This is a genomic window from Arthrobacter sp. BE255 (assembly GCF_031457335.1).
GTDB lineage: Bacteria > Actinomycetota > Actinomycetes > Actinomycetales > Micrococcaceae > Arthrobacter.
Map to the genome: position 1 here is coordinate 235,349 of NZ_JAVDWK010000002.1, position 16,612 is coordinate 251,960.

Annotated in this window: 16 protein-coding genes; 6 read left to right on the plus strand and 10 right to left on the minus strand. The window is 66.9% G+C overall.

Translation table 11 applies throughout. The features are described from left to right. On the minus strand, nucleotides 1-1,614 hold the full coding sequence (locus J2X42_RS04315; RefSeq protein WP_310162551.1) for a peptide chain release factor 3: 1,614 nt from the start codon (nucleotides 1,612-1,614) through the stop codon (nucleotides 1-3). Nucleotides 1,615-2,044: 430 nt separating this feature from the next. Here J2X42_RS04315 and J2X42_RS04320 point away from each other — a divergent pair, with 430 nt between their 5' ends. Both J2X42_RS04320 and disA read left to right on the plus strand, forming a co-directional pair. Beyond that, nucleotides 2,045-2,587 (plus strand): TOPRIM nucleotidyl transferase/hydrolase domain-containing protein, encoded by a 543-nt coding sequence (locus J2X42_RS04320; protein ID WP_310162554.1) that lies wholly within the window; start codon nucleotides 2,045-2,047, stop codon nucleotides 2,585-2,587. A 254-nt stretch (nucleotides 2,588-2,841) separates the two neighbouring features. Beyond that, the gene (disA, locus tag J2X42_RS04325; RefSeq protein ID WP_131132367.1) at nucleotides 2,842-3,918 is read left to right on the plus strand and encodes a DNA integrity scanning diadenylate cyclase DisA; all 1,077 of its coding nucleotides are present in this window, start codon (nucleotides 2,842-2,844) and stop codon (nucleotides 3,916-3,918) included. Between the two features lie 72 nt (nucleotides 3,919-3,990). On the opposite strand, the gene J2X42_RS04330 is transcribed toward disA, so the two are convergent. Further along, entirely contained in the window at nucleotides 3,991-4,683 is a 693-nt protein-coding gene (locus J2X42_RS04330) for a hypothetical protein (protein ID WP_310162559.1), read from the minus strand. A gap of 330 nt (nucleotides 4,684-5,013) precedes the next feature. Here J2X42_RS04330 and J2X42_RS04335 point away from each other — a divergent pair, with 330 nt between their 5' ends. The 4 genes from J2X42_RS04335 (at nucleotide 5,014) to J2X42_RS04350 (ending at nucleotide 7,312) form a co-directional block, all read left to right on the plus strand. Continuing rightward, entirely contained in the window at nucleotides 5,014-5,850 is an 837-nt protein-coding gene (locus J2X42_RS04335; protein ID WP_396134016.1) for an A/G-specific adenine glycosylase, read from the plus strand. 66 nt (nucleotides 5,851-5,916) lie between these two features. After that, complete coding sequence (locus J2X42_RS04340; protein ID WP_310162562.1) at nucleotides 5,917-6,348, plus strand: DUF3592 domain-containing protein; 432 nt, start codon at nucleotides 5,917-5,919, stop codon at nucleotides 6,346-6,348. A 3-nt stretch (nucleotides 6,349-6,351) separates the two neighbouring features. Further along, on the plus strand, nucleotides 6,352-6,783 hold the full coding sequence (locus J2X42_RS04345; RefSeq protein WP_310162564.1) for a DUF3592 domain-containing protein: 432 nt from the start codon (nucleotides 6,352-6,354) through the stop codon (nucleotides 6,781-6,783). A gap of 37 nt (nucleotides 6,784-6,820) precedes the next feature. Then, a complete protein-coding gene (locus J2X42_RS04350) occupies nucleotides 6,821-7,312 on the plus strand; it encodes a hypothetical protein (protein ID WP_310162566.1) in 492 nt (163 codons plus the stop codon). A gap of 7 nt (nucleotides 7,313-7,319) precedes the next feature. Here J2X42_RS04350 and J2X42_RS04355 read toward each other — a convergent pair whose 3' ends face one another. The 8 genes from J2X42_RS04355 to J2X42_RS04390 form a co-directional block, all read right to left on the minus strand. Beyond that, nucleotides 7,320-7,601, minus strand: a complete 282-nt coding sequence (locus tag J2X42_RS04355) for a hypothetical protein (protein WP_310162567.1) — start codon at nucleotides 7,599-7,601, stop codon at nucleotides 7,320-7,322. A gap of 92 nt (nucleotides 7,602-7,693) precedes the next feature. After that, nucleotides 7,694-7,939 carry a hypothetical protein gene (locus J2X42_RS04360; protein WP_310162569.1) on the minus strand — a complete coding sequence of 82 codons (246 nt, stop codon included), beginning with the start codon at nucleotides 7,937-7,939 and terminating at the stop codon, nucleotides 7,694-7,696. Between the two features lie 9 nt (nucleotides 7,940-7,948). Continuing rightward, complete coding sequence (gene dhaM, locus J2X42_RS04365) at nucleotides 7,949-8,647, minus strand: dihydroxyacetone kinase phosphoryl donor subunit DhaM (RefSeq protein ID WP_310162572.1); 699 nt, start codon at nucleotides 8,645-8,647, stop codon at nucleotides 7,949-7,951. Further along, complete coding sequence (gene dhaL / locus J2X42_RS04370) at nucleotides 8,644-9,276, minus strand: dihydroxyacetone kinase subunit DhaL (RefSeq protein ID WP_310162574.1); 633 nt, start codon at nucleotides 9,274-9,276, stop codon at nucleotides 8,644-8,646. The genes dhaM and dhaL overlap by 4 nt, the downstream gene beginning before the upstream one ends. Before the next feature lie 2 nt (nucleotides 9,277-9,278). Then, nucleotides 9,279-10,280, minus strand: a complete 1,002-nt coding sequence (dhaK, locus tag J2X42_RS04375) for a dihydroxyacetone kinase subunit DhaK (protein WP_310162577.1) — start codon at nucleotides 10,278-10,280, stop codon at nucleotides 9,279-9,281. 311 nt (nucleotides 10,281-10,591) lie between these two features. Beyond that, nucleotides 10,592-11,101 carry an amino-acid N-acetyltransferase gene (locus J2X42_RS04380; RefSeq protein ID WP_310162580.1) on the minus strand — a complete coding sequence of 170 codons (510 nt, stop codon included), beginning with the start codon at nucleotides 11,099-11,101 and terminating at the stop codon, nucleotides 10,592-10,594. Between the two features lie 445 nt (nucleotides 11,102-11,546). Next, nucleotides 11,547-13,676, minus strand: a complete 2,130-nt coding sequence (locus tag J2X42_RS04385; RefSeq protein ID WP_310162582.1) for an alpha/beta fold hydrolase — start codon at nucleotides 13,674-13,676, stop codon at nucleotides 11,547-11,549. Nucleotides 13,677-14,016: 340 nt separating this feature from the next. Next, complete coding sequence (locus J2X42_RS04390; RefSeq protein ID WP_310162584.1) at nucleotides 14,017-16,509, minus strand: ATP-dependent Clp protease ATP-binding subunit; 2,493 nt, start codon at nucleotides 16,507-16,509, stop codon at nucleotides 14,017-14,019. Nucleotides 16,510-16,612: the final 103 nt, after the last annotated feature.

The following is a 16,612-nucleotide window of genomic DNA, read 5'->3' on the forward strand; positions in this document are numbered from 1 at the left end:
CTACTTTGCGGGGTTGTGCGTGCCGATGGGCACAAGGGTCAGATCGGGGTGGTTCTTCTCGATCCGGCGCAGCGCCCAGACGTCGTTGAACAGGGCAAGGTATTCGCCGTCGGACCGCAAAAGCACCTCGGCGCCCGGCACGTTGGCCAGTGCGGGCATGGCGTCCGCCGTCGAAATCCTGGCCATGGAGTACGGCAGGCGTTCCAGCCGCATGGGGGCGTTGAAGTCGTGCGCCATGCGGTCCTCCACCACCTCGAACTGCATGGGGCCGACGGCGGCCAGCACCGGCGCCTGGTCGCCGCGGACGTCGGAGCGGAGCACCTGGATGACGCCCTCGTGCTCGAGCTGCTCGATGCCGCGGCGGAACTGCTTGAACTTGCTGGGGTCCTTGGACCGGGCCACCTGGAAGTGTTCCGGGGCGAACAGCGGGATGGCCGGGTATTCCACCGCGTCCTCGAGGAAGAGGCTGTCGCCGACGCGGAGCGAGGAGGCGTTAACGAGGCCTACGACGTCGCCGGGGTAGGCCTCATCGATGACCTCGCGTTCGCGTCCGAACACCTGCTGGGCGTACTTGGTGGCGAAGGACTTTCCGGTCCGGGTCTGGGTGACCACCATGCCGCGCTCGAAAACGCCGGAGCAAACGCGGATAAACGCGACGTGGTCGCGGTGGGCCTTGTTCATGCCGGCCTGGACCTTGAAGACAAAGCCGGAGAACGGCGACTCGACGGCGCGCGGGCTGCCGTCGACGTCCGGGCGGGGCGCCGCAGGCGGGGCGAAGTCCACCAGCGCGTCCAGCAGTTCCTTGACGCCGAAGTTCAGGGCGGCGGAGCTGAACAGGATGGGGGTGGCGGTGCCGGCGTGGAAGGCGTCGACGTCGAACTCGAGGTTGGAGTCGATCACCAGTCCGGCTTCGTCCACGGCGTCGGTCCAGTTGCTGCCCTGGGTTTCGGCGGCCTGTTCCGGCGTGAAGTATTCGGTCAGGGCGATGTTGGCGCCGGAGTTGTTGCGCTGGAAGCGGGCGAAACGGTCCTGGCGGAGGTCCCACACGCCACGGAAATCTCCGGAAATGCCCACGGCCCACGTCAGCGGCATCGGCTGCAGGCCGGTCCGTTCGGTGATCTCGTCCATCAGCGCCAGGGCGTCCAGGCCGGGGCGGTCCCACTTGTTGATCACGGTAATGATGGGCAGGTTGCGCTGCTTGCAGACCTCGAACAGTTTCATGGTCTGCGTTTCCAGGCCCTTGGCGGCGTCCACCAGCATCACTGCGCAGTCGACGGCGGCCAGGACGCGGTAGGTGTCCTCGGAGAAGTCCGCGTGGCCGGGGGTGTCCAGCAGGTTGATGACGGTGTCCCGGTAGGAGAACTGGAGCGCCGCGGAGCTGATGGAGATGCCGCGGTCCTTTTCCATCTGCATCCAGTCCGAGACCGTTTCCTTGCGGTTGGCCTTGCCGCTGGAGGCACCGGCGGTGCCGATCACCTTCGCGTGCAGCGCCAGCGCTTCGGTGAGCGTGGACTTTCCGGCGTCAGGGTGCGAAATGACGGCAAACGTCCGACGCCGGGCCGCCTGTTTGTGAATCTCATGGACCCGGGCGGGGCTAAGGACATCTTGGGACACGGTGCTACTTTCGCTGCGGTGGGGATAACCCTTGGCGCTGGACGGGACATCGCTGGACGGGGAAAGGGCTGGCTGAGCGCCAATGTCCAAGTTTATCGCAGCGGCGGACCGGAGCCGAGGTAACCGCTTAACGCCGACGAAACCGGCAGTTCAAGACCGCGAAACCCGGCCCCGCTAGCTTGGGGCACATGATGGGCAGCCTCTTCTACGATCCCCTTGCCAATCCGCCTTCGGTACCGGCGGCGATGCACGGCAGTGGAACTTTACAGGTCGACTTGCAGCGGAGCCCTGGTACCCCGGACGAGGCGTCCCGGCGCCGGACCGGCCCGGTTACTGACGAGAAAGCACTCAGGGCGGCATCGCTGCGCAAAGTCAGCCGGGACCTTGAGCACCTCCTGCGCCAGCGGGGACGCTGACCCATACTTGTTCCATGCAGGGAACAACGGTGTTGGTCGAGGGCGAGAGTGACCGGATGGCGGTCGAGAAGCTGGCCTTTCGGGCCGGCCATGACCTGGCAGCCGAACGGGTCACGGTCGTGCCGATGGGCGGCGCGACCAGCATTGTCCACTTCCTCGACCGCTACGGACCTGCGGGCGCGGGCCACCGGTTACTCGGCCTGTGTGATGCCGGGGAATCCCGTGGCGTCGCCCGTGCGCTCGTGCGGGCAGGCGTCGGGTCCGGTTCGCTGGCCGAGCTTGGGTTCCAGGTCTGTTACGCCGACCTGGAGGACGAACTGATCCGCTGCCTTGGGATTGATGCCGTACTCGGCGTCATCGCGGCCCAGGGCGAACTCGCGTCGTTCCGGATCCTGCAACGCCAGCCCGCGCAGCGGGAGCGGCCGGTAACGGCGCAGTTGCGCCGGTTCTTCGGCGGACGCAGCGGCAACAAGCTCCGATACGCGCAACTGCTCGTCGAGGCCTTGCCGGCAGGGCAGGCACCTCCGCCGCTCGCCCGCCTCGTTGCATCTTTCTGATGTGGCCGGGGTGCTGAGCCCGCCATGCACCCAAACAGGACAAAAACACCCACCCGGCAAGCCGCCGTCGGACGCGTTCCCAGGCGCCTTCGGCCGGTCCCCTAATGGGGCACTTTAGGGCTTGTCCGTGCGGTTGTTGCCATTTCTTACCTCTATCATTGAGCTTGCAGGAAACTGCATACTTTTGATCCCGTCGGCGGAGCGTAAAACCGGCGTACCTGCGGGCGGCAGCCTGCACCTTTGAAGGGAACACTATGGCTCGGAGCCCCGAAGAATCGCTCAAGGCGACTCTGGGCAGAGTGGCTCCAGGCACGCCGTTGCGTGACGGGCTGGAACGGATCCTCCGCGGGCGCACCGGCGCGCTGATCGTGCTGGGCTCGGACAGGACCATCGATTCGATCTGCTCCGGCGGCTTCGACATCGGCATCGACTTCTCCCCCACCCGGCTGCGCGAACTGGCCAAAATGGACGGCGCCATCATCTGCGACAAGGACGCCGGCAACATTCTCCGGGCCGCCGTCCAGCTGGTCCCGGACTCAAGCATCGAAACGCAGGAATCCGGCACCCGGCACCGCACCGCGGAACGCGTGGCCATCCAGACCGGCGTGCCCGTGATTTCCGTCAGCCAGTCAATGCAGATCATCGCCCTGTACGTGAACGGGCTCCGGCACGTGCTGGAGGGGTCCGAGAAGGTCCTGGCCCGTGCCAACCAGGCCCTCGCCACCCTGGAGCGGTACCGTTCGCGGCTGGACCAGGTGACCAGCTCACTGTCCGCCCTGGAGATCGAGGCCATGGTGACCGTGCGGGACGTGGCCGTCACCCTGCAGCGGCAGGAGATGGTCCGCCGGATTTCGGAAGAAATCTCGCAGTACGTCCTGGAACTCGGCGAGGACGGCCGGCTGCTGTCCCTCCAGCTTGATGAACTGACCGTGGGCCGCGGCCCCGGCAGCGACGTCATCATCCGCGACTACGCCGGCCCGGACGCGTCCGCCGACGACATCGAAAAAGCCGTCAGCGCCCTGGTGAACCTCGGCCCCACGGAGCTGATCGACCTCGGCAAGATCTCCGGGATCGTCGGTTTCGCCGGCGGTGAGGCCAACCTCGACGCCGTGGTGCAGCCGCGCGGCTACCGGCTGCTGTCCGGCCTCAAGGCAGTCCCGAAGGCCGTTGCCGACCGCCTGGTGGACCACTTCGGCGGCCTGCAGTTCCTGATGGCGGCCACCATTGACGACCTCATGACCGTTGACGGCATCGGCGACCAGCGCGCCCGCACCGTCCGCGAAGGCCTAAGCCGGATGGCCGAAGCCAGCCTGCTGGACCGTTTCCTCTAAACCGATGCTCCACAAGGGCCCTTTTAGGCGCTGAAAAGGGCCGGTGTGGAGCACTCGATGGTCAGGTGCGGGTCAGCCGAGCTGGAACACTGCCTTCGGGCTGGCCCTCGAGCCGAGCTTGGCCGTGAAGATGTAGTACGCCCCGCCCGCGCCCGGCTTCGCCGCAATGGGCTGGCAGCCTTCCAGCGTGCGGTTCCGCGCCCACGGAAAGTTCGCCGTCTCGCTGGCACCCGGCTCGATGACCTTCACCAGGTCCTCGCTCGTGGCCTGGCAGTCCCTGGACGAAAAGATCCTGTCCGCGCCGCTGGTCACGAGGAACTCCATCTGGGACGTGCCGATGTTCACTTCGCACGGCATCGTGCCGCCGTTGGTCACCTTCAGGCTAAGCACCGGGCTCTCATCGGGGCCGTAGGCGGCTTTGTCCGTGGACGCCGAAACGGTCACCAGGTTCTGGTTGCAGGTTGGCGTGGGGGTGGGGGTGGGGGTGGGGGTAGGCGTGCTGCTGGGGGTTGCCGACGGCTGAGCGTCCGGCGCGGCCGCTGTGGAGCCGCCGGTGGGGGTACCCGTGGAGGAAACCTGGTCGGAGCTGCCGCTGAACGCCCCAGCCACCGCAAAGCCGCCGAAGACCATCGCCGCCACCATCAGCAGGGCCGCGCCCACGAACAGCCTGCGCCGCCGGTACACGGCGGGGCTCGGCGTCCGTCCGGTGCGCGAACCCGATGCGGATGCCTTGCCGCGTGCTGATGACGTGTCTTGCCTGCCCATCCTTCTAGGCTAGAGAACCGGCCGGGCTCCGCTGTCCCACCACGCCGCGCACCCGGCCAACGCTATGGTCACAATTGGTTTCCGGACGCCGGGTTTCCGGGGTCTTGGCTCGCCTCCCCGTGGCTTCCCAAACAGCGGATCAACTACAGTGTTGGGATCGACGCTACAACCCTTGCCCCAGCACTTTCCACCGCAACTCCGCCAACAGAACTGCAGCCACCGCCCGCGGGCGGCTCCGGGCCGGTCCACCTGCACAGCGGGATCAACAGCTGGTTCGACGAGACCGCACGCGACCTCCCGTGGCGTGAACCGGCGTGCTCGCCGTGGGGGGTGCTGGTCAGCGAGATCATGCTCCAGCAGACGCCCGTGGTTCGGGTCCTGCCGGTGTGGCGGGAATGGCTGGAACGCTGGCCCACCCCCGCAGACCTCGCGTCCGAGCCGGCCGGGGAAGCGGTACGCCACTGGGGCCGGCTGGGCTATCCCCGCCGGGCGCTCCGGCTCCATGCGGCGGCGGCGGCCATCGGACGTGATCACGGCGGCAAGGTCCCGGGCACCTACGCCGAGCTGCTGGACCTTCCCGGGGTGGGAAGCTACACGGCCGCCGCGGTGGCGGCATTCGCGTTCGGCCGCCGGGAAACGGTGGTGGACACCAACATCCGCCGCGTCCACGCACGGCTCATTTCCGGCGTCGCGCTTCCCGCCCCTTCCCTGACCGCCGCGGAGATGCGGCTCGCTGCGGAACTGCTGCCGGACGACGACGGCACGTCCGTGCGCTGGAACGCTGCGGTGATGGAGCTGGGGGCGCTGGTGTGTACGGCCCGGGCGCCGAAATGCGCTGTGTGTCCCGTGCGGGATTCCTGCGCCTGGCTGGCGGCAGGCGAGCCGCCGCCGTCGTATGTTCCTAAGGGGCAGGCGTGGCACGGCACCGACCGCCAGGTCCGCGGAGCCGTGGTGGCCGTGCTCCGGGTCGCTGACACGCCGGTGCCGCCGGAGATGTTCCAGCAGGAACCGGCGGACCTCGGGTTCGAGCCGGAGGGGATCGGAGTGCCGCTGGCCGCCCTGCACAGGCTGAACTCCGCGCCGGAACAGCTGGAACGGGCGCTGGCAGGGCTCCTCAGCGACGGCCTGGCCGAGCTGCACCAGGGCGGCTACCGGCTGCCGGCCTAGTCCTTTGACAAGAACCTCTCCCGGCCGGATGGCATACTTCTTGGTGACCGGAACCGGGGGAATTCCATGAAAATCGTGCTGTACATCATCTGGGCGCTGTTTGTGGCGGGCGTCATTTTTGCCTTTGTCCACACACTGCGCAAGACCAGGCGCCAAGAGCAACTGATCGCAGGCTGGCCCAAGGCGCAGGCAACCGTGACCGGCAACATTGCTGGCTGGACACATGGCGGAGGCGGCTCAACGCGAGGCCGGCGCTTCTACCCCACCTACCAGTTCGCTGACCCCAACGGGACGCTGTATGGCGGCGAATCCGAGGTTTCGTACGCAAACCAGCAGGTGCCCGGCGCGCTCCTCGAAGTGGCCTACAACCCGGCGAATCCCAACCAGTCGTTCCAGGTGGCCGCAGAGTCCAAGATGGTCCTGGGCTGCCTGGTTCCGTTCTTTGCGGTGTTCGCCCTGGTCTCGTTCTGGTTCGTCGGCATCTTCCCGGTGGGCTGAACCATGGATGCCCTGAAACTGCTCTTTATTGTCCTGCCGGGACTGTTCGTGGTGCTTGGCCTGATCCTGGCGGGTTTGTCCCTGTCCGCATCATTCCGCCGGCAACGCTCCATCGCCGGCTGGCCGCACACGTCCGCCACCGTCACGGGAAACCTCCACGGCGAAGACGGGCCTGCCAGCAACGGCCGGGACCGCTTCGCGCCGTCGTATGAGTTCAGCGACGCCAACGGCCGGCGGTGGCTGGGGCAGTCCGACATCTACAGCCGGGACCAGGCGATCATCGGCGCCACCATTCCGGTGGCCTACAACCCGGCCAACCCGGCCGAATCCACGCTGCCCGTGTTCGTTGTTGCCAGGGGCAGGCTGGCCACAGGTCTCATTCTGGTGACCTTCGGCGTGCTGGCAATAACGATGTTTGCGTCAGTTTCCTGGTAGCAGTGCGGGCCCCGGCCCGCCCGTCCTACGCTGAAGTATGCGCAAGTCCGGGGTAATTCTGGCACTGGTATCGACGACGTTGCTCACCTCTGGCTGCTACTACTTCCCTTACGAGACGCCGTGCCCGGCGATCGCACAGGCGTCGGTGGTGTCAGTCACCGTGGCGGCCCCCTACGTGCCCCAGGTGGGCACCCTGCGCCTGAAAGCCTGCCAGGACGGCGTGTGCACGGAGGACGCTCTGGAGCTGCGGCAGGGCAGTGTGTCCATCGACCAGGGCTGCAGGCCGGACGGCTCTTGCTCGGCCACAGTGTCGCCTGACGGAACCATGATCGGCATGCTGTTCCTGGATTCCCTGACCGAATCGCCGATGGCAGTGACGGCCACCGGAACCTCCCCCAACGGCTCAGCGTTGCCGGTGCGGACGCTGGACTTCCGCCCCCGCGGCGACTTCCCCTACGGCGAGCAGTGCGGAAGGTTTGTCACCGCTTCCGTAATACTCGACGCCGGCGGGTTGCGCCAGGCTCCGTGACGCCCGGCTACTGCTGGGCTGCCGGGTCGGACGCCCCGGTGTGGGGTACCTGCGGGGCTGTCCCGAAAAGCCATGCGGAGACGTCGCTGCGCAGGACGAGATGGGGGCCGCCGGTCTCACTGACGCTGCCGGTGGGCACGTAGTAGCCGCGGCCTGCTCCGGCCCCTCCGGCGGCCCGGTCCAGGGCTTCCACGAGGGGCTTGGTCAGATGGCCCTGCGGGCCAAGGCCCCGCAGGCCGTCGAGTTCTTCAGGGGTTAGCCTGCCCAGAATTTCAGCAATATTGGCCATGATGGATCCCTTCGAGCAGAGAGTGCCTGAAGGGACAATCTAGGGCACCACCCTTAACGGCGGATGAACCCGGGGTGATGAATTCACGCAGGTCAGAACAGTGTGGCCTGCCCCGTCATTCCGCCTGAGGGGGCACCAACGTCCGTGCCGGACAGGCCCGAATCCGCCCGCCACTCGAACCCGAGTTCGTCGAAGAGCTCCTCGATGGATGTCTGTCCGTCCAGAACCACCAGCGGCGGGCAGTTGTCATCGATGTCGAGCCGTTCCATGGCATCGATGATATTCGCAGGCCCTGACAGGACGGGCGTGAACACACCGGAGAAGTCCAAAGAGGGCACTTGGGAGGCCTACGGCTCCCCGAACCCGGCCTGGACCAGCCCGCCAACATAGTTCACTGCCCGCTCGGCGTCGACGCCCCAGGCTTCAACGTGCAGCACCGAGCCTTTGCCGGCCGCGAGGGTCATCAGTGCTGTCATTGAGGTCCCGTCCAGGCCGTTGACGGTCACGCGCGCGTCCAGCGATGACAGCCCGCCGGCGATTTTGGCGGCCGGGCGTGCATGCATTCCGGCCTGGTTGATGAGTTCGAAGTCGCCGGTGAATTCCGGTCCTGCCCCCGTCACCGAGCCCTCCTCGACGGCACTGATGGAGGACGACGGCGGCACTCCCCTTGCGGAGCCGTACGCGGCTTCAGCGGCACGTTTGACGGCGTGCACGTCAGCGCCGCCCTGCGCCGCCACGGCGGCAGCCACCAGCCCCTCGACCAGGGGAGCGTCCGCCAGCACTATGCCGTCCGGCTCCCCGGCAAACTCCAGGGCGGATTCCGCAGTCATCACGGCGGATCCCAGATCGGTCAGGATGACCACGCCATCCGCGCCGGCAGCCTGTTCCAGGGCAGCCATGACCTTCTCGAGGCTGGTGCCGATCCGCCCGTCCGCGGTACCCCCGGCGGCCACGATGGAGACATCAGGTGCCATCTGCGCGGCAAGTTCCGCGGCGCCGTCGGCAATTTTTTCACTATGGGAAACCACAACCAGGGCGACGGTCACGCCGCGGCCCCGACTGCCGCGCGGAGGATCAGCGCGCTGGACGCCGCTCCCGGATCGCGGTGGCCGGCGCTCCGTTCCCCCAGGTAACTGGCGCGTCCTTTGCGGGCCACCATCGGATCCGTGGCGGCGGCGCCTGCCTCGGCGGCTTCGGCCGCGGCCACCAGGACCTCAAGGACGCTGCCTGCCCCGTCCGCGGCGGCCGCAACGGCAGCTTCGGCGGCCGGCGTCCACGCGTCCACCATGGTCTTGTCACCCGGCTCCGCCTTGCCGCGGGCCACGATGCCGTCCCTGGCTGCGAGCAGGGCCCCAGCGAACGCGGCCGGCTCCACCTCCATCGCGTCGCCCAGCGCGGCTGCGGCCCGGAGGAAGGCGGTGCCGTACAGCGGACCGGCAGCACCGCCCACTTTGGATATCAGCGTCATGGCCGTCAGCTTGAGTGCGGCCCCGGGCGTCTCAGGCGGTACTTCTGCAAGTTTATCCAGGACAGCCTGGAAGCCGCGGTCCATGTTTTCGCCGTGGTCCGAGTCCCCGATGGCGCGGTCCAGTTCGATGAGCCATACCCGGTTTTCCGCCATGGCCTGGGCGCAGAGCGTCAGCCATTTCACGGCCCAGTTCGCGTCGAGCACCATGACTACGCTCCCCAGCGCAGGGCGGCCGTGTGCACCGGGGCGTCCCAGAGCCCGGTCAGCTCATCGTCCAGCCGGAGGACCGAAATGGAGCAGCCCTGCATCTCCAGGGCGGTGATGTAGTTCCCCACCAGGGAGCGTTCCACCGTGGCGCCCCTGTCCGCGATCACCCGGGCGGCCCGGCGGAACACAATGTAGAGCTCGCTCAGAGGCGTCCCGCCCATCCCGTTGACGAACAGGAGCACCTTGTCACCGGCTGCGATGCCCAGGTCGCTGAGCACGGGTTCCAGCAGCATGTCAGTGATGGTGTCCGCGTTCTCCAGCGGGATCTTGTGCCGGCCGGGTTCGCCGTGGATTCCGATGCCGATCTCGATCTCGTTGTCCTCCAGGTCGAAGCTGGGCGTGCCGGCATGCGGCACGGTACAGGCCGACAGCGCAACGCCCATGGTGCGGACGTTGCTGTTCACCCGCTCGCCGATTGCAGCGACGGCGTCCAGGCTGTCTCCCCGCTCGGCAGCGGCTCCGGCGATCTTCTCCACCAGCACGGTGCCGCCCACGCCCCGCCGCCCTGCCGTGTACAGCGAGTCCTCCACTGCGACGTCGTCGTTGACCAGGACGGTGCGGACCTGCACGCCTTCCGCCTCGGCCAGCTCGGCGGCGGTTTCGAAGTTCAGCACGTCGCCGGTGTAGTTCTTGACGATATGGACGACGCCGGCACCTGAGTCAACTGCCTGCGTTGCCGGAAGGATCTGGTCCGGCGTCGGCGAGGTGAACACCGCCCCCGGCACGGCGGCGTCGAGCATTCCCATGCCAACAAAGCCTGCGTGCAGCGGCTCGTGGCCGCTGCCGCCGCCGGAAACCAGCCCCACCTTCCCGGCCACCGGCGCGTCCCTTCGGATAATGAACCGGGGCTCCGCATTGACGGCGACCAGATCCGCGTGGGCCAACCCAAAGCCGTCCACCGACTCGTCCACCACAGCGCGGGGATCATTGATGAGTTTTTTCATGGCGGCGCTCCCGGGCGGTCCGTCTGGCGGGTGTCACATTGACCCTACTACCGCCGCTGAAGCTGCGGTAGTTCCTGCCGCTTGCCGCGGGCCCACGGCGTTGTTCCTCTGGCGCCGCCCGTCCCGGGAACGACGAAAGGGACAGCCCCCAATGACTGTCCCTTGCGCACGTGCCCCCAAACACAGGCCTTCCATAGTTTATCTATCAAATTTACTAAAGCAAGGAGGTGTCCTGGCATGACGCAGCCCCGCCATCCGGGGAAGGCGGGGCTGCTGTTGCTCGGGCGGCTGTTGTGGCTGGGCCGAGGACGTCAGAGGAACTTGATCATGCGGGTATTGCCCAGTGTGTTGGGCTTTACCCTTGCGAGGTCAAGGAATTCGGCCACGCCTTCGTCATGGGAGCGGAGCAGTTCGGAGTAGACCACAGGGTCCACCGCGGACTGGTCCTCCATCACGTCGAAGCCGTGGCGTTTGAAGAAATCCACCTCGAAGGTGAGGCAGAAAACGCGGGCAACGCCGAGCGCTTTGGCCTCCTCCAGCAGGCTCTCCACCAGCACGTGGCCCACACCCTTGCCACGCCAGGCATCCGAGGCCGCAAGGGTGCGCACCTCGGCCAGGTCCTCCCACATCACGTGCAGGGCGCCGCAGCCGATCACGTCGCCGTCGGCCGATTCCGCAATCCGGAACTCCTGCAGGCTCTCGTAATAGGCCACCGTCTCCTTGGCCATCAGGATCCGCTGGTCCGCCAGCGGTGCCACCAGTCTCTTAATGGCGGCCACATCGCCGGTGCGGGCAGGGCGGATACGGAAGGAGTCAGTCACAGGATCAATCCTACGAGGCGCGAGTGCTGTCCGCGGGCCTGTGCCGGGTTGGGGCGCTCCAAGTACGGCGCCGACCGCCAGACATTTGCCGGCGCCTGCTCCTTCGTCGCTCCGACGCAAGCTACACAAATGACCCCGGCACCCTCGCTTCGCATGTGACGCGCCTCGTGCGTCAGTCGCCTCAAGCGTCACGCCGGACACGGTTTCGGCAGCTCCGCGTCACCTCCCCCTAGCAATGTCGGGGTTTGCGCCCGACCTGCAACCCAAAACCGTGCCCTGCGTGACGCCGCGGGGCGAAGATGTGGGCAATTGGCCGCATCCAGGGGTGACGCACGGCACGAGGCGACGGAGGCTGGGACATTTATGTAGCGTGCGTCAAAGCGACGAAGGAGCAGCACGCGGTAAATGTCCCAGCCTCCGAGCCGGAGGTGACCGGAGCGGGAGCTTACAGTCCGAGCTCGGGAGGCACAGGCAAGTCCTCGTCCAGCACGTTCTTCGCGAGGAAACTTTCCACGACGCCGTACCAGACCTTGGCGTGTTGCGGCTGCAGGATCCAGTGGTTCTCGTCCGGGAAGTAGAGGAACCTGTGCCGGGCCTGGCCGTCCTCGTCCGCGGCCAGCTGCGACTTGGAGAGGAGTTCGTACCAGAGCCGCAGGCCTTCGCCGATCGGCACCCGGTAATCCTTGTCGCCATGGATCACCAGCATGGGGGTACTGATCTTTTCGACATGGAGGTGCGGCGAGTTGTCGCGGGCCATCTCCTCGGTCATTTCCTTGAGCCAGTACTGGGAGGCGTCCGTGGTGGGGCCGAACTGGTCCAGCGCCCAGAGGCTGGCGTGCGTGACGATCGCCTTGAAGCGGTCGGTCTGGCCTGCAACCCAGTTGGCCATGTAGCCGCCGAAGGACCCGCCCATGGCAGCGGTCCGGGTCCCGTCGATGTCCGGGCGCGCCACTGCGGTATCGGTGACGGCCATCAGGTCCGTGAACGGGCCCTTGCCCCACTCGCCCCAGCCCCGCTGGATGTGGGCCTGGCCGTAGCCGGTGGACAGCGCCGGATCGGGCAGCAGTACCGCGTAACCCTTCGCGGTGAGCAGCCAGGGGTTCCAGCGCCAGGTCCAGGCATTCCATGATCCCAGCGGGCCGCCGTGGATCCACAGCAGCATGGGTGCGGGCGAGTCAGCCGACGCGCCGTCGGGCAGTGCCAGGTAGGCGGGCACGCGTGTGCCGTCCGGCGCGGTTGCAGCCAGCCGCTCCAGCCTGCCAGGGTAGTTTGGCCGTTCCGCCGGAGCCGGCAGCCGGGTGGTCTCCCCTGTTTCCAGGTCGATCCGGACCGCCTCGGGCGGGAACGCGTAGGAGCTGCGGAGCGCATAGGCGCTGCGGCCTTCAGGGGAAACCACGACGTCGGTGTACGCCGAGGCGTCCTGCGTCACCCGGGTGACGCTCACTTCAGCCGCAGACGCCGGGACGCTGACCCGGAAAACGGGCGACGCGCCGTCGTCGTCCGCGGTGACGAGGAGGCCCGAACCGTCCGGCAACCATGCCGCCGGCTTGGCCCAGCGGTCCCAGTCAGGCACCAGCGGGGTGAGGCCGTTGTTGCCAGCCGCACCGTCCGCCTTGCCTGAAACGTCCAGCAGGTGCAGCTTGACCTGGGGCGCTTCGTGCGGGGTGGTGTCGCTCTCGCTGAGCACCACGAGGGTATTCCCGTCCGGGCTGACCGGGCCCGGGAAGAAACTCATGCCCTCCTCGTCCAGGAGCACCTTCTGGCTTGCCGTGGCGACATCCACCGCCACCAGGACTGAGCGGCTGTCCGCCTTGGCCAGCGGCCTGGTGTAGCTCGTGTATATGGTCCGGCCGTCCGGGCTGACTACTGTCTCGGCCTCGCGGAGCCGCGGCCCGGCGTCGGGGGTGAGGTTGCGGAGCTGCAGCGGCGGCGCAGCGTCCACGGTGGCCGGCTTGCCGGGTTCCTTGTCCGTTCCCGGTTCGACGGCGAAGATCCGCGGCTGCCCCGGTCCCAGGTCGGCGTCCCAGTAGCGGACCGGGTATTCGCTGTGCAGGATGGCGGAAACTTTGTTGTCTTTGCGGGACTTGCGGCGGTCGGCGTCGTTTTCCTCGTCGGTTGAGCCGGCCAGGAGTTCGGCCGTGACGAAGGTGGCATCGGCGTTCCGGGCGGCCATGACGGCGCCAACGCCGCCGGGACGCGAGAGGACCACACGGGCCTCACCGCCGTCGGCCGGCAGCAGCCAGAGGGCACTGACCGGATCACCTTCCGGGCTGTCCGGATCCGGCCGGGCGGAGGTGAAGTAGACATCGCCGTTGGCCGCGAAGGCAGCTCCGGCCTCGCCTTTGGCGCTGCGGGTAATGCGCCGGGCATGCTTTTCCCCGGCGGGATCCAGCTCCCAGAGGGCGGTGGCGAATTCGGTGCCTTTGCCGTTGAGCGTGGACACGGTGGTGACCAGCCTGCGGCCGTCCGGGCTCAGGGACAGGCCGCTCACGCGCGGGATGGCCAGGTAGTGGTCAAGGTCGTGGAAAGGGGTTTCAGGTTGCTCGCCCGGGATCGCCGGGTTCTCAGTTGCCATGCCCCGATTCAACACGTTTTCCCGCCCCAAGCACAGAAGGCGCGGCGACGGTCACGTGCATGGGGTGTGGTCCAGTACGGCGCCAACCCCCAGACATTTGCCGGCGCCTGCTCCTTCGTCGCTTTGACGGCGCCTACACAAATGCCTGGCGGTCCGCGCCTCGTGCGCCAGTCGCCGAGCGAGGGTGCCGGGGTCATTTGTGTAGCTTGCGTCAGAGCGACGAAGGAGCAGCAAGCGGCAAATGGCGCCGGTACCGGAGCGACCCAGCCACGATGAAACGAAAAAGCGAAAGGCCCCGCCTGCTCCTTTGCGGGAGCTGGCGGGGCCTTCGCTTTGGTGCTTAGGCGCTCGGGGCGATTTCCGGGATGCGCGGCTTGGCGTTGCCGGCGAAGGTGAACTTGGCTTCGTCTCCGTCGCCGTCCACATCCACCACAACGATGTCGCCGGCGTGGATCTCGCCGAACAGGATCTTCTCGGAGAGCTGGTCCTCGATCTCGCGCTGGATGGTGCGGCGCAGCGGCCGGGCACCCATGGCGGGATCGTAGCCGCGGGTGGCCAGGAGCACCTTGGCCTTGGGCGTGAGCTCGATGCCCATGTCCTTGTCCTTTAGGCGCTTCTCCAGGCGGCCAACGAACAGGTCCACGATCTCGATGATCTCGTCCTGGGTCAGCTGCGGGAACACCACAACGTCATCCACACGGTTCAGGAACTCCGGGCGGAAGTGCTGCTTGAGCTCCTCCGTCACGCGGGCACGCATCCGGTTGTAGCCGGTCTGGGTGTCCGTGCCGGACTGGAAACCGGTGGCAACGCTCTTGGAGATGTCCCGGGTGCCGAGGTTGGTGGTCATGATGATCACGGTGTTCTTGAAGTCCACCACACGGCCCTGGGAGTCGGTCAGGCGGCCGTCTTCCAGGATCTGCAGGAGGGAGTTGAAGAGGTCCGCGTGGGCCTTTTCCACTTCGTCGAACAGGACAACGGAGAACGGACGACGGCGGACCTTCTCGGTCAGCTGGCCGCCTTCCTCGTAGCCGACGTAGCCCGGAGGGGCACCGAAGAGGCGCGAAACGGTGTGCTTCTCGGAGTACTCGGACATGTCCAGCGTGATGAGGGCGTCCTCTTCACCGAACAGGAACTCCGCCAGCGCCTTGGCCAGCTCGGTCTTGCCGACGCCGGTGGGGCCGGCGAAGATGAACGAGCCGCCGGGCCGTTTCGGGTCCTTGAGCCCTGCACGGGTGCGGCGGATGGCCTGGGACAGGGCCTTGATGGCCTCGTTCTGGCCCACCACGCGCTTGTGCAGTTCGTCTTCCATCTTCAGCAGGCGCGAGGATTCTTCCTCGGTCAGCTTGAAGACCGGGATGCCGGTGGAGTTGGCCAGCACTTCGGCGATGAGATCCTCATCCACCTCGGAGATGTCATCCATGCCGCCGGTCTTCCAGTGGCGTTCCTTCTCGGAGCGCTCTGTGATGAGCTTCTGCTCCTTGTCGCGGAGCGCGGCAGCACCTTCGAAGTCCTGCGCGTCAATCGCGGACTCCTTCTCCATCTTGAGCTTGGCGATCCGCTCGTCCATCGCCTTCAGCTCCGGCGGGGCGGTCATCCGGCGGATGCGCAGCCGGGCGCCTGCCTCATCGATCAGGTCGATGGCCTTGTCCGGCAGGAAGCGGTCCGAGATGTAGCGCTCGGAGAGGCTGGCAGCCGAGGCGAGGGCGCCGTCGGTGATGGTGACGCGGTGGTGCGCCTCGTAGCGGTCACGCAGGCCCTTGAGGATCTCGATTGCATGCGCAACGGAGGGTTCCTTGACCTGGATCGGCTGGAAGCGGCGCTCCAGGGCGGCGTCCTTCTCGATGTGCTTGCGGTACTCGTCCAGGGTGGTGGCACCAATGGTCTGCAGTTCACCGCGGGCCAGCATGGGCTTCAGGATGGACGCGGCATCGATGGCACCTTCAGCGGCGCCGGCACCCACGAGGGTGTGGATCTCGTCGATGAAGAGAATGATGTCGCCGCGGGTGCGGATCTCCTTGAGGACCTTCTTGAGGCGCTCTTCGAAGTCACCGCGGTAACGCGATCCTGCCACCAGGGACCCGAGGTCCAGGGTGTACAGCTGCTTGTCCTTGATGGTCTCCGGGACGTCGCCGCGGACGATCGCCTGGGCGAGGCCTTCGACAACGGCGGTCTTGCCGACGCCGGGTTCACCGATCAGGACAGGGTTGTTCTTGGTGCGGCGCGAAAGGACCTGCATGACGCGTTCCATTTCGGATTCGCGCCCAATGACCGGGTCCAGCTTGTTCTCGCGGGCAGCCTGGGTCAGGTTGCGGCCGAACTGGTCCAGGACCACGGAACCGGCAGGGGTGCCTTCGGGCTGGCCTGCACCGACGCCAGCGCCGGTGGTTTCCTTGCCCTGGTAGCCGGAGAGGAGCTGGATGACCTGCTGCCGGACACGGTTGAGGTCTGCGCCGAGCTTCACCAGCACCTGGGCAGCAACACCCTCACCCTCGCGGATGAGTCCCAGCAGGATGTGCTCCGTGCCGATGTAGTTGTGGCCCAGCTGCAGGGCTTCCCTCAGGGAGAGCTCCAGCACCTTCTTGGCGCGGGGGGTGAAGGGGATGTGGCCGGACGGGGCCTGCTGGCCCTGGCCGATAATCTCCTGCACCTGCTCGCGCACGCCGTCGAGCGAAATGCTCAAGGACTCAAGAGCCTTGGCGGCAACGCCCTCACCTTCATGGATCAGACCCAAGAGGATGTGTTCGGTACCAATGTAATTGTGGTTCAGCATGCGTGCCTCTTCTTGGGCAAGCACAACTACGCGACGGGCACGGTCCGTAAATCGCTCAAACATTTCGCCACACTCCTAGCTACGACGTACTTTGATGCTACGTGGCCGACCCAGTCTTGTGGAGCGTGTTCGCCACAGGGGAAACCGTGGCCGGTGCGGGAATATC